16 protein-coding genes are annotated in these 11869 nt (G+C 68.2%); 15 read left to right on the top strand and 1 reads right to left on the bottom strand.

Annotation, left to right across the window (positions count from 1 at the left end; all coding sequences use genetic code 11):
* Positions 1–2 precede the first annotated feature (2 nt).
* The 14 genes from rplR (at position 3) to truA (ending at position 9257) form a co-directional block, all read left to right on the top strand.
* On the top strand, positions 3–386 hold the full coding sequence (gene rplR / locus AOK00_RS03610) for a 50S ribosomal protein L18 (protein WP_015035587.1): 384 nt from the start codon (positions 3–5) through the stop codon (positions 384–386).
* 46 nt (positions 387–432) lie between these two features.
* Positions 433–1035, top strand: coding sequence for a 30S ribosomal protein S5 (gene rpsE, locus AOK00_RS03605; protein ID WP_017239585.1), 603 nt, complete (start codon positions 433–435; stop codon positions 1033–1035).
* Positions 1035–1217, top strand: coding sequence for a 50S ribosomal protein L30 (rpmD, locus tag AOK00_RS03600; protein WP_015035589.1), 183 nt, complete (start codon positions 1035–1037; stop codon positions 1215–1217). Before rpsE ends, rpmD begins: the two co-directional genes overlap by 1 nt.
* A gap of 1 nt (position 1218) precedes the next feature.
* Positions 1219–1674 (top strand): 50S ribosomal protein L15, encoded by a 456-nt coding sequence (gene rplO / locus AOK00_RS03595; protein ID WP_030318646.1) that lies wholly within the window; start codon positions 1219–1221, stop codon positions 1672–1674.
* Between the two features lie 213 nt (positions 1675–1887).
* Complete coding sequence (gene secY, locus AOK00_RS03590) at positions 1888–3207, top strand: preprotein translocase subunit SecY (RefSeq protein ID WP_030318644.1); 1320 nt, start codon at positions 1888–1890, stop codon at positions 3205–3207.
* Entirely contained in the window at positions 3207–3854 is a 648-nt protein-coding gene (locus tag AOK00_RS03585; protein WP_055598862.1) for an adenylate kinase, read from the top strand. Before secY ends, AOK00_RS03585 begins: the two co-directional genes overlap by 1 nt.
* Positions 3855–3950: 96 nt before the next feature.
* A complete protein-coding gene (gene map / locus AOK00_RS03580) occupies positions 3951–4802 on the top strand; it encodes a type I methionyl aminopeptidase (RefSeq protein ID WP_030318640.1) in 852 nt (283 codons plus the stop codon).
* A gap of 315 nt (positions 4803–5117) precedes the next feature.
* Positions 5118–5339, top strand: coding sequence for a translation initiation factor IF-1 (gene infA / locus AOK00_RS03575; protein ID WP_003956442.1), 222 nt, complete (start codon positions 5118–5120; stop codon positions 5337–5339).
* A gap of 62 nt (positions 5340–5401) precedes the next feature.
* Positions 5402–5515 carry a 50S ribosomal protein L36 gene (gene rpmJ / locus AOK00_RS03570; protein WP_003956441.1) on the top strand — a complete coding sequence of 38 codons (114 nt, stop codon included), beginning with the start codon at positions 5402–5404 and terminating at the stop codon, positions 5513–5515.
* A 191-nt stretch (positions 5516–5706) separates the two neighbouring features.
* On the top strand, positions 5707–6087 hold the full coding sequence (rpsM, locus tag AOK00_RS03565) for a 30S ribosomal protein S13 (RefSeq protein WP_015035595.1): 381 nt from the start codon (positions 5707–5709) through the stop codon (positions 6085–6087).
* 66 nt (positions 6088–6153) lie between these two features.
* The gene (gene rpsK / locus AOK00_RS03560) at positions 6154–6558 is read left to right on the top strand and encodes a 30S ribosomal protein S11 (protein WP_006376016.1); all 405 of its coding nucleotides are present in this window, start codon (positions 6154–6156) and stop codon (positions 6556–6558) included.
* A gap of 127 nt (positions 6559–6685) precedes the next feature.
* Positions 6686–7708 carry a DNA-directed RNA polymerase subunit alpha gene (locus AOK00_RS03555; RefSeq protein WP_003966937.1) on the top strand — a complete coding sequence of 341 codons (1023 nt, stop codon included), beginning with the start codon at positions 6686–6688 and terminating at the stop codon, positions 7706–7708.
* Positions 7709–7850: 142 nt separating this feature from the next.
* Positions 7851–8315, top strand: coding sequence for a 50S ribosomal protein L17 (rplQ, locus tag AOK00_RS03550; RefSeq protein ID WP_015035596.1), 465 nt, complete (start codon positions 7851–7853; stop codon positions 8313–8315).
* A gap of 84 nt (positions 8316–8399) precedes the next feature.
* Positions 8400–9257: a tRNA pseudouridine(38-40) synthase TruA gene (truA, locus tag AOK00_RS03545; RefSeq protein WP_055598861.1), complete on the top strand. Its 858-nt coding sequence runs from the start codon at positions 8400–8402 to the stop codon at positions 9255–9257.
* Here the strand turns inward: truA and AOK00_RS03540 are convergent.
* On the bottom strand, positions 9228–10211 hold the full coding sequence (locus tag AOK00_RS03540; RefSeq protein WP_055598860.1) for a hypothetical protein: 984 nt from the start codon (positions 10209–10211) through the stop codon (positions 9228–9230). The genes truA and AOK00_RS03540 overlap by 30 nt on opposite strands.
* Before the next feature lie 56 nt (positions 10212–10267).
* Between AOK00_RS03540 and AOK00_RS03535 the strand changes: the two genes are divergently transcribed.
* On the top strand, positions 10268–11869 hold a 1602-nt coding region (locus tag AOK00_RS03535; protein WP_437441384.1), incomplete at its 3' end, for an ABC-F family ATP-binding cassette domain-containing protein.

The following is an 11869-nucleotide window of genomic DNA, read 5'->3' as shown; positions in this document are numbered from 1 at the left end:
CCATGGCATACGGTGTGAAGATCGCCAAGGGCGACGCTTACAAGCGTGCCGCCAAGGCGCGCCGCCACATCCGCATCCGCAAGAACGTGTCGGGTACGGCGGAGCGTCCGCGCCTCGTCGTGACGCGTTCGAACCGCGGTATCACCGCTCAGGTCATCGACGACCTCAAGGGTCACACCCTTGCGTCCGCGTCGAACCTGGACGCGTCGATCCGCGGTGGCGAGGGTGACAAGTCCGCGCAGGCCAAGCAGGTCGGAGCTCTCGTCGCCGAGCGCGCCAAGGCCGCTGGTGTCGAGGCTGTCGTGTTCGACCGTGGTGGCAACAGGTACGCCGGGCGCATTGCCGCTCTGGCTGACGCCGCCCGCGAAGCCGGGCTGAAGTTCTAAGCCCCGGTTCCGGGACTAACGGACGTAACAGAGAGAGGTAAATCCAATGGCTGGACCCCAGCGCCGCGGAAGCGGTGCCGGTGGCGGCGAGCGGCGGGACCGGAAGGGCCGCGACGGTGGCGCTGCCGCCGAGAAGACCGCGTACGTTGAGCGCGTTGTCGCGATCAACCGCGTCGCCAAGGTTGTCAAGGGTGGTCGCCGCTTCAGCTTCACCGCGCTGGTCGTGGTGGGCGACGGTGACGGCACCGTAGGTGTCGGTTACGGCAAGGCCAAGGAAGTTCCCGCGGCCATCGCCAAGGGTGTCGAGGAAGCCAAGAAGAACTTCTTCAAGGTTCCGCGCATCCAGGGCACCATCCCTCACCCGATCCAGGGCGAGAAGGCCGCGGGCGTCGTCCTGCTCAAGCCGGCTTCCCCCGGTACCGGTGTTATCGCCGGTGGCCCGGTGCGCGCCGTGCTCGAGTGCGCCGGCGTTCACGACATCCTGTCGAAGTCGCTCGGCTCCGACAACGCGATCAACATCGTGCACGCGACCGTGGCGGCCCTCAAGGGCCTGCAGCGTCCCGAGGAGATCGCGGCTCGCCGTGGTCTGCCCCTCGAGGACGTCGCCCCCGCGGCTCTGCTCCGTGCGCGTGCTGGGGCGGGTGCGTAATGGCTCGCCTCAAGGTCACGCAGACGAAGTCGTACATCGGCAGCAAGCAGAACCACCGCGACACCCTGCGTTCGCTTGGCCTCAAGAAGGTCAACGACGTGGTTGTCAAGGAGGACCGCCCCGAGTTCCGCGGAATGGTTCACACCGTCCGCCACCTCGTGACGGTCGAGGAGGTTGACTGACATGGCGGAGACCAACCCGCTGAAGGCCCACAACCTCCGTCCCGCCCCCGGTGCCAAGACCGCGAAGACCCGTGTCGGTCGTGGTGAGGCGTCGAAGGGTAAGACGGCCGGTCGTGGTACCAAGGGCACCAAGGCCCGTTACCAGGTTCCGCAGCGCTTCGAGGGTGGGCAGATGCCCCTCCACATGCGTCTGCCGAAGCTCAAGGGCTTCAAGAACCCGTTCCGCACCGAGTACCAGGTCGTGAACCTGGACAAGCTCACCGCGCTCTACCCGCAGGGTGGCGAGGTCACGGTGGCCGATCTGGTCGCCAAGGGTGCGGTTCGCAAGAACCAGCTCGTCAAGGTGCTCGGCACCGGCGAGATCACCGTGGCGCTGCAGGTGACGGTTGACGCCGTCTCCGGCTCCGCCAAGGAGAAGATCGCCGCCGCCGGCGGCACCGTCACCGAGCTCGTCTAAGACGACTCGATGGCTTGAACATCCGATCGGGGATGCCTCCCAAAAGGGGCATCCCCGATTGGTCGTTCCTAGGGGGGCATGGTCGCCGGTAAGGTGGCGTGCACTGTCTAGGCTCCGTGCGGTATGCCCGCACGGGATTGATGACCGATACCTAATCGTCGAACCTCAAGACCGTCACCCTTGACGCATAGCGCGGGGGTCGCAGGAGGCACCGTGCTCACCGCGTTCGCCCGGGCGTTCAAGACGCCCGACCTGCGCAAGAAGCTGCTCTTCACGCTCGCCATCATCGTGCTGTACCGCCTCGGGGCCCACATCCCGGTCCCCGGCGTCAGCTACGAGGCCGTCCAGCAGTGTGTGAAGCAGGCCAGCGAAGGCAACAACAGCCTGTTCGGCCTGGTCAACATGTTCAGTGGCGGGGCGCTGCTCCAGATCACCATCTTCGCGCTCGGCATCATGCCGTACATCACGGCGAGCATCATCCTGCAGCTGCTGACCGTCGTGATCCCGCGCCTGGAAGCCCTCAAGAAGGAGGGCCAGTCGGGTACCGCCAAGATCACGCAGTACACCCGGTACCTGACGGTCGCCCTCGCCGTGCTGCAGGGAACCGGTCTCGTCGCCACCGCCAAGAGCGGTGCGCTGTTCAGTGGCTGCCGTGTCGCCGACCAGGTCGTGCCCGACCCGTCGATCTTCACCATCGCCACGATGGTCATCACGATGACCGCCGGTACCTGCATCGTCATGTGGCTCGGTGAGCTCATCACCGACCGCGGCATCGGCAACGGCATGTCGATCCTGATGTTCATCTCGATCGCCGCCGGCTTCCCGGGCGCCCTCTGGGCCATCAAGGAGAGCGGCAAGCTCGCCAAGGGCTGGATCGAGTTCGGCACCGTCATCCTCATCGGCTTCGTGATGGTGGCCCTCGTGGTCTTCGTCGAGCAGGCCCAGCGCCGGATCCCGGTGCAGTACGCGAAGCGCATGATCGGCCGGCGCTCCTACGGCGGTACGTCCACGTACATCCCGCTGAAGGTGAACCAGGCGGGTGTGATTCCTGTCATCTTCGCGTCGTCGCTGCTCTACATCCCGGCCTTGATCGCACAGTTCTCGAACTCCACCGCAGGGTGGAAGACCTGGATCGAAGCCCACTTCGTCAAGGGTGACCACCCCTACTACATCGCCACGTACTTCCTCCTGATCGTGTTCTTCGCCTTCTTCTATGTGGCGATCTCGTTCAACCCCGAGGAAGTCGCGGACAACATGAAGAAGTATGGTGGCTTCATCCCGGGTATCCGGGCTGGTCGACCTACTGCCGAGTATCTGAGCTACGTGCTCAACCGGATCACTTGGCCGGGCTCGCTGTACTTGGGTCTGATCGCTCTTGTGCCGACGATGGCGTTGGCAGGCTTCGGTGGCGCCAATGCCAACTTCCCCTTCGGTGGGACGAGCATCCTCATCATCGTGGGTGTGGGGCTGGAGACCGTGAAGCAGATCGAGAGCCAGCTCCAGCAGCGCAATTACGAAGGGTTCCTCCGCTGATGCGAATCGTCCTCGTCGGACCGCCCGGTGCCGGCAAGGGAACGCAGGCTGCGTTCCTTGCCAAGAACCTGGACATCCCGCACATCTCCACGGGCGACCTGTTCCGCGCCAACATCTCTCAGGGCACGGAGCTGGGTCTCAAGGCCAAGGCGTTCATGGACGCCGGTGACCTGGTGCCCGACGAGGTGACGATCGGGATGGCCAAGGACCGGATGGAGCAGCCGGACGCCGTCAACGGCTTCCTGCTGGACGGGTTCCCCCGCAACGTGGCTCAGGCCGAGGCTCTGGACGTGGTCCTGAAGGCCGAGGACATGCAGCTCGACGCGGTGCTGGACCTGGAGGTCCCCGAGGACGAGGTCGTGAAGCGGATCGCGGGTCGCCGCATCTGCCGCAACGACAGCGCGCACGTCTTCCACGTGGAGTACAACGCGCCGAAGACCGAGGGCGTCTGCGACGCCTGCGGCGGCGAGCTGTACCAGCGTGCGGACGACTCCGAGGAGACGGTCCGCAAGCGCCTGGAGGTCTACCACACGCAGACCGAGCCGATCATCGACTACTACCGGGCGCAGAACCTGGTCGTGACGATCTCGGCGCTCGGCAAGGTGGACGAGGTCACGGCGAAGGCGATGGCCGCGCTCAAGAAGTAACCCCGGTTCGTCCGATACGGCCGCGGTGCCCCTCAGGGGCGCCGCGGCCGTATCGTTGTTCTGTTCCCCGTACTCGATGGAAAGGCCGCGGCCACGATGGTGCAGATCAAGACCCCCGAGCAGATCGCGAAGATGCGCGAGGCGGGGCTGGTCGTCGCCGCCATTCACGCGGCGACCCGTGAGGCCGCCGTGCCGGGCGCCACGACGAAGGACCTGGACGAGGTCGCGCGGAAGGTCATCGCCGACCACGGGGCGAAGTCGAACTTCCTCGGGTACGGCGGGTTCCCCGCGACGATCTGCACCTCGGTGAACGAGGTCGTGGTCCACGGCATCCCCGACGACAAGACCGTCCTCAAGGACGGCGACATCATCTCCATCGACGCGGGCGCGATCGTGGACGGCTGGCACGGTGACGCGGCCTACACGGCCTTCGTGGGCACCGGGCACGCGCCCGAGCTCGTGGAGCTCTCCCGTGTCACGGAGGAGTCGATGTGGGCCGGCATCGCGGCCATGAGGCTCGGCAACCGCCTGGTCGACATCTCGAAGGCGATCGAGACGTACATCAAGCGCCAGCCGCGTCCGGCCGTCGGCGACCACAGCCTCGGCCGGTACGGGATCATCGAGGACTACGGCGGCCACGGCATCGGCACCGAGATGCACATGGACCCGCACCTGCTGAACTACGTCTCCCGCAAGCGCGGCAAGGGCCCGAAGCTGGTCCCCGGCCTGTGCCTGGCGATCGAGCCCATGGTGTCCCTCGGCACCCCGCAGACGGAGGTCCTGAAGGACGACTGGACCGTCATCACCACCGACGGGACCTGGTCCTCCCACTGGGAGCACTCGATCGCCCTGACCGAGGAGGGCCCCCTGGTCCTGACCGCGGTCGACGGCGGCAAGGCGAAGCTGGCGGAGCTGGGCGTCACGGCGGCGCCGGACCCGCTGGCGTAGCGGTGGCCCGTCCCGCGCCTGCCCCGGTTCGCCGGTGGGGTACGCGCCCCCGGTTCGCCGGTCGGAGGCCGGCGCGGCCCCTTGAAGCGTGTGAGGCGCCCCCGGGCGCCGAGCCCGCGAGGGCTGCGTCAGGGACAGGGCACGCGGGACATCTGCGGCGTGGCTCGTTGCGTAAGGATCTTTCCGGGTGGGCACACTTTCCCGATTCGTCTTTTCCTGGCGCCTGACGTAGACTGATGCGTCGGCTCTCGTGTACCCGTGTGTCCGCATACGGCGGCGAGAGTCGATCAAGGTAGCCGATTCGAAAGGCGAAGCGTGGCCAAGAAGCAAGGTGCCATCGAAATCGAGGGCACCGTGATCGAGTCCCTCCCGAACGCCATGTTCAAGGTGGAGCTCCAGAACGGTCACAAGGTCCTCGCGCACATCTCCGGCAAGATGCGGATGCACTACATCCGAATCCTTCCGGACGACCGGGTCGTGGTGGAGCTCTCTCCGTACGACCTGACGCGTGGCCGGATCGTCTACCGGTACAAGTAGATCTTGCCCGCACCCCGCCTCCGTGCGCGGGTGGTGGCACTGACCCGGAGAACCTCACACCCATGAAGGTCAAGCCGAGCGTCAAGAAGATCTGCGACAAGTGCAAGGTGATCCGCCGTCACGGCCGGGTCATGGTCATCTGCGACAACCTGCGCCACAAGCAGCGCCAGGGCTGACGCACGCCGACCGACCTGCAACTTCGCAGTTCTTCGCGCGACGCATAGCAATACGTACATACGCAGAGCCCGTCGGGCCGTGTTCTCACGGTTGACGGCACCTCCGGCGGGGGCCGGGGACCCGACCTGTACCTCATACGGCAGCCGGGAACGGTTCTGCAGCAGACCCCCGAGAACACAGGAGCCATTGAATGGCACGCGTTTCCGGTGTTGACATCCCGCGCGAAAAGCGTGTGGTGGTCGCACTCACCTACGTCTTCGGCATCGGGCGTACCCGGTCCGAGGAGATTCTCGCCGCGACCGGCGTGAACCCGTCCACCCGTGTCCGCGACCTTGCCGAGGAAGACCTCGTCAAGATCCGCGAGTACGTGGACGCCAACCTCCAGACCGAGGGTGACCTCCGCCGCGAGATCGCCGCCGACATCCGCCGCAAGGTCGAGATCGGCTGCTACCAGGGCCTGCGCCACCGTCGTGGCCTGCCCGTCCGCGGCCAGCGCACCAGCACGAACGCTCGTACCCGCAAGGGCCCGCGTCGCGCCATCGCCGGCAAGAAGAAGCCGGGCAAGAAGTAGTCCTCAGCGGACGCTTGACCAAGCGGTCTTCGCTGTAGGACCGACCACCTCCCGTAGGAGTTATAGATGCCCCCCAAGGGTCGTCAGGGCGCTGCCAAGAAGGTGCGCCGCAAGGAAAAGAAGAACGTCGCTCACGGCCACGCGCACATCAAGAGCACGTTCAACAACACGATCGTCTCGATCACGGACCCCGCGGGCAACGTGATCTCCTGGGCCTCCGCCGGTCACGTCGGCTTCAAGGGCTCGCGCAAGTCGACCCCGTTCGCCGCGCAGATGGCCGCCGAGTCGGCCGCTCGCCGCGCGCAGGAGCACGGCATGCGCAAGGTTGACGTCTTCGTCAAGGGTCCGGGCTCCGGCCGCGAGACCGCGATCCGTTCCCTCCAGGCCACGGGCCTCGAGGTCGGTTCGATCCAGGACGTCACCCCCACGCCGCACAACGGCTGCCGTCCCCCCAAGCGCCGCCGCGTCTGACGCACGGCTGCTTGATTCAGGACTTCGGGCGGTACGGCTCTTCGGACCGTGCCGCCCGTACCCTTGCAGTACGCAGCACTCCGTCGGGCGTCAAATAGTGGGCGTCCACGACTGAAGGATTGAACACATGCTTATCGCTCAGCGTCCTTCGCTGACCGAAGAGGTCGTCGACGAGTTCCGCTCCCGGTTCGTGATCGAGCCGCTGGAGCCGGGCTTCGGCTACACCCTCGGCAACTCCCTCCGCCGTACCCTCCTGTCCTCGATCCCGGGTGCCGCTGTCACCAGCATCCGCATCGACGGTGTCCTGCACGAGTTCACCACCGTGCCGGGCGTCAAGGAGGACGTGACCGACCTCATCCTCAACATCAAGCAGCTGGTCGTCTCCTCGGAGCACGACGAGCCGGTCGTGATGTACCTGCGCAAGCAGGGTCCGGGTCTGGTCACCGCCGCCGACATCGCGCCCCCGGCCGGTGTCGAGGTGCACAACCCCGACCTCGTCCTCGCCACGCTCAACGGCAAGGGCAAGCTGGAGATGGAGCTGACCGTCGAGCGCGGTCGCGGCTACGTCTCCGCCGTGCAGAACAAGCAGGTGGGCCAGGAGATCGGTCGTATCCCGGTCGACTCCATCTACTCCCCGGTGCTCAAGGTCACGTACAAGGTCGAGGCGACCCGTGTCGAGCAGCGCACCGACTTCGACAAGCTGATCGTCGACGTCGAGACCAAGCAGGCCATGCGCCCGCGTGACGCCATGGCGTCCGCCGGCAAGACCCTGGTCGAGCTGTTCGGTCTGGCGCGCGAGCTCAACATCGACGCCGAGGGCATCGACATGGGCCCGTCCCCCACGGACGCCGCCCTCGCCGCCGACCTGGCGCTGCCGATCGAGGAGCTCGAGCTCACCGTTCGTTCGTACAACTGCCTCAAGCGCGAGGGCATCCACTCCGTGGGTGAGCTCGTGGCGCGCTCGGAGGCCGACCTGCTCGACATCCGCAACTTCGGTGCGAAGTCGATCGACGAGGTCAAGGCGAAGCTGGCCGGTATGGGCCTCGCGCTGAAGGACTCGCCGCCCGGATTCGACCCGACCGCCGCCGCGGACGCCTTCGGCGCCGACGACGACGCGGACGCCGGCTTCGTCGAGACCGAGCAGTACTAGCAGATCGTCTGCGGGCCGGCCTCGGCCGGTCGCGCAGTTCCCCGCGCCCCTTACGGGGCGCGGGTCTTCGACGGGCGACCGCCCGCTCGGATACTGACCCCGGTACCTGATACGGCCGAGGCAGACATCAAGGAGAAACACCATGCCGCGTCCCGCGAAGGGTGCCCGCCTCGGCGGTTCCGCCGCGCACGAGAAGCTGCTCCTCGCCAACCTGGCGAAGTCGCTCTTCGAGCACGGCCGCATCACCACCACCGAGGCCAAGGCCCGTCGCCTGCGTCCGGTCGCCGAGCGCCTGATCACCAAGGCGAAGAAGGGCGACATCCACAACCGTCGCCTGGTGCTGCAGACGATCACCGACAAGGGCATCGTCCACACCCTCTTCACCGAGATCGCCCCGCGCTACTCCGAGCGCCCGGGTGGCTACACCCGTATCACCAAGATCGGCAACCGTCGTGGCGACAACGCCCCGATGGCCGTGATCGAGCTGGTCGAGGGCGAGATCGCCAAGAAGGCGACCGTCGCCGAGGCCGAGGCCGCCACCGTGCGCGCCGTCAAGGAGGCCGACGCGGCCGCCGAGGCTCCGGCCGAGGAGTCGAAGGACGCGTAAGCGTTCCGGTCGACTGTTCTCGTGTGCGGGCCCGTACCCCTTGGGGTGCGGGCCCGTTCCCGTGTGTTTGAGAGGATTTTCCGCGTGAGCGATGACGTGCAGGACGGGTTCGTACGGGTTCGGCTTGACCTGTCGTACGACGGCAGGGACTTCTCCGGCTGGGCCAAGCAGTCCCAGGGGCAGCGGACGGTGCAGGGGGACATCGAGGCCGCGCTGAGGACCGTGACCCGGTCGACGGAGACGTACGAGCTGACCGTGGCCGGCCGGACCGACTCCGGGGTGCACGCGCGCGGCCAGGTCGCGCACGTCGACCTGCCCGTCGAGCTGTGGGCCGAGCACCGCGACAAGCTGCTCAGGCGGCTCGCGGGGCGCCTCTCGCACGATGTGCGGGTCTGGTCCCTGACCGAGGCCCCCAGCGGCTTCAACGCGCGTTTCTCCGCCATCTGGCGCCGTTACGCGTACCGCGTCACCGACAACCCCGGCGGGGTCGACCCGCTGCAGCGCGGGCACGTCCTGTGGCACGACTGGGCCCTCGACATGGACGCCATGAACGAGGCCGCCGCCACGCTCGTCGGCGAGCACGACTTCGCCGCGTACTGCAAGCGCCGCGAGGGAGCCACCACCATCCGCACGCTCCAGGAGCTGCGCTGGGAGCGCCGCCCCGACGGCGTGCTGGAAGCCACCGTGAAGGCGGACGCCTTCTGCCACAACATGGTCCGCTCGCTGGTCGGCGCCCTGCTCTTCGTCGGCGACGGCCACCGGCCCGTGGACTGGCCCGGCAAGGTGCTGGCCGCCGGTGTCAGGGACTCGGCCGTGCACGTCGTACGGCCGCACGGCCTCACCCTCGAAGAGGTCGGCTACCCGGCCGACGAGCTCCTGGCCGCCCGCAACCTGGAGGCCAGGAACAAGCGGTCACTCCCCGGGAGCGCCGGCTGCTGCTGAGGCCTGGGCGCGGCCGCGGGCGTAGATCTGGTTGAAGGCGAAGGTGCCGAGGTCGTCGCTGGCCTGGAAGATCGGCTTGTCGGCCTTGGTGACCTTCTTGCCGTTGGCGAAGCCGGCCTGGGTGAAGTAGGCGTAGCGGCCGACCGAGTTCGAGCGGCGCAGGCAGACCGTGGCGTGGCAGAAGTCACGCACGCCCGCGCCGACCAGCGGGGCGATACCGCCGGTGGCCTGGCTCTTCGCCTTCAGGGCCGCGGCCTCCGAGGGGAAGACGGCGACGCCCACGGTGATCGCCACGCCGTCCTTCACGTAGGTGGCGCGGAGCACCCGCTGGCAGCCGTTCTTCTTCAGGACCGCGCCGAGGCCGCCCTGGGTGACCGCCGCGCAGTCGGTCGTCGCCGAGGTCGCGCCCTTGGTGTACGGGCGCTTGTTCATCGTCAGCTTCTTGCCCGGGAAGAGGCCCTCCGCGGAGAGCGGGGCCTTGTCCTTCTTCGGGTCCGAGATGTAGTCCTTCGGGTTCGGCGGGGGCGGCGGCGCCACCGAGGAGAAGGTCGGCTCGGGGGTCGGCGCCGCGGTGGGGGAGCCCGTGCCGGTGGGCACCCCGCCGTTCTTGGCCTCGTCGTTCTTCTTGCCGGAGGCCACCACGGCGGTGGCGACGATCGCGCCGACGACCAGGGCGGCCACCGCGCCGCCGCCGATGATCAGCCAGCGCTTGCGGCGGTTACGGGAGGCCGAGGCGTCGGCCAGGGCGCCCCAGTCGGGGGTCGTCCCGCCGCCCTGTGCGCCCGGGAAGGGGTCGGGTGCCTGACCCTGGCCGGGCTGCTGCCCGTACCCCTGCTGCCCGTATCCCTGAGGCTGTCCGTAGCCCTGCTGCCCGTACCCCTGCGGCTGCTGTCCGTGCCCCTGCTGCCCGCCCTGCTGCGGCTCTTGCGGCCACTGCGGTCCCCCAAAGCTCATGCCGCGCATCCTAAACCGGTTGGGCCCCGGCGACGCGGGCGGCGACAATGCACCCCATGGGACATGTCGAGGCCGCGCATCTTGAGTACTACCTGCCCGACGGGAGGATCCTCCTCGGGGACGCCTCCTTCCGGGTCGGGGAGGGCGCCGTCGTCGCCCTCGTCGGGGCCAACGGCGCCGGCAAGACCACACTGCTCCGGCTGATCTCCGGAGAGCTCCAACCGCACGGCGGCACCGTCAGGGTCAGCGGCGGCCTCGGCGTGATGCCGCAGTTCGTCGGCTCCGTGCGCGACGCGTCCACCGTGCGTGACCTGCTGGTCTCGGTGGCACAGCCCCGGATCCGGGAGGCCGCGAAGGCCGTCGACGAGGCCGAGCACCTGATCATGACCGTCGACGACGAGGCCGCGCAGATGAAGTACGCGCAGGCCCTCAGCGACTGGGCGGAGGTGCAGGGGTACGAGGCCGAGACCCTCTGGGACATGTGCACGATGGCCGCGCTCGGCGTCCCGTACGAGAAGGCGCAGTTCCGGGAGGTCCGGACGCTCTCCGGCGGTGAGCAGAAGCGGCTCGTCCTGGAGTCGCTGCTGCGCGGCTCCGACGAGGTGCTGCTCCTCGACGAGCCGGACAACTATCTCGACGTCCCCGGCAAGAGGTGGCTGGAGGAGCGGCTGCGGGAGACCCGTAAGACCGTGTTGTTCATCTCCCACGACCGGGAGCTGCTGTCCCGGGGCGCGCAGAAGATCGTCGCGGTCGAGCCCGGCCCGGCGGGCTCGGACGTGTGGGTGCACGGTGGCGGGTTCGACACCTTCCACGAGGCGCGCCGGGAGCGGTTCGCGCGCTTCGAGGAGCTGAAGCGGCGCTGGGAGGAGAAGCACGCCCAGCTGAAGAAGCTCGTCGTCAACCTGCGGCAGGCGGCCGCGGTCAGCCACGACATGGCCTCGCGGTACGCCGCGGCGCAGACCCGGCTGCGGAAGTTCGAGGAGGCGGGGCCGCCGCCGGAGCCGCCGCGCGAGCAGGACATCAAGATGCGGCTGCGTGGCGGTCGTACCGGTGTGCGTGCTGTGACCTGCGAGAACCTTGAGCTGACCGGGCTGATGAAGCCCTTCTCGCTGGAGATCTTCTACGGCGAGCGGGTCGGCGTCCTCGGCTCGAACGGGTCGGGCAAGTCACACTTCCTGCGGCTGCTCGCGGGGGACCCGTCCGTCGCCCACACGGGGACGTGGAAGCTGGGCGCGCGGGTGGTGCCGGGGCACTTCGCCCAGACGCACGCGCACCCGGAGCTGACCGGGCGGCCGCTCGTCGACATCCTGTGGACGGAGCACGCCAAGGACCGGGGCGGCGCGATGTCGATGCTGCGGCGCTACGAGCTGGAGCGGCAGGGCGACCAGCCGTTCGACAAGCTCTCGGGCGGGCAGCAGGCGCGGTTCCAGATCCTGCTGATGGAGCTGGCGGGCACGACGGCGCTGCTCCTCGACGAGCCGACGGACAACCTGGACCTGGAGTCGGCGGAGGCGCTCCAGGACGGCCTGGAGTCGTACGACGGCACGGTGCTGGCCGTCACGCACGACCGCTGGTTCGCGAAGAGCTTCGACCGGTTCCTGGTCTTCGGGTCGGACGGGGTCGTACGGGAGACCAGTGAGCCGGTGTGGGACGAGCGG

This window comes from Streptomyces aureus (genome assembly GCF_001418135.1).
Classification (GTDB): Bacteria; Actinomycetota; Actinomycetes; order Streptomycetales; family Streptomycetaceae; genus Streptomyces; species Streptomyces aureus_A.
The sequence above is the reverse complement of the archived record's forward strand: the minus strand, read 5'-3'. Positions and strand labels throughout refer to the sequence as shown.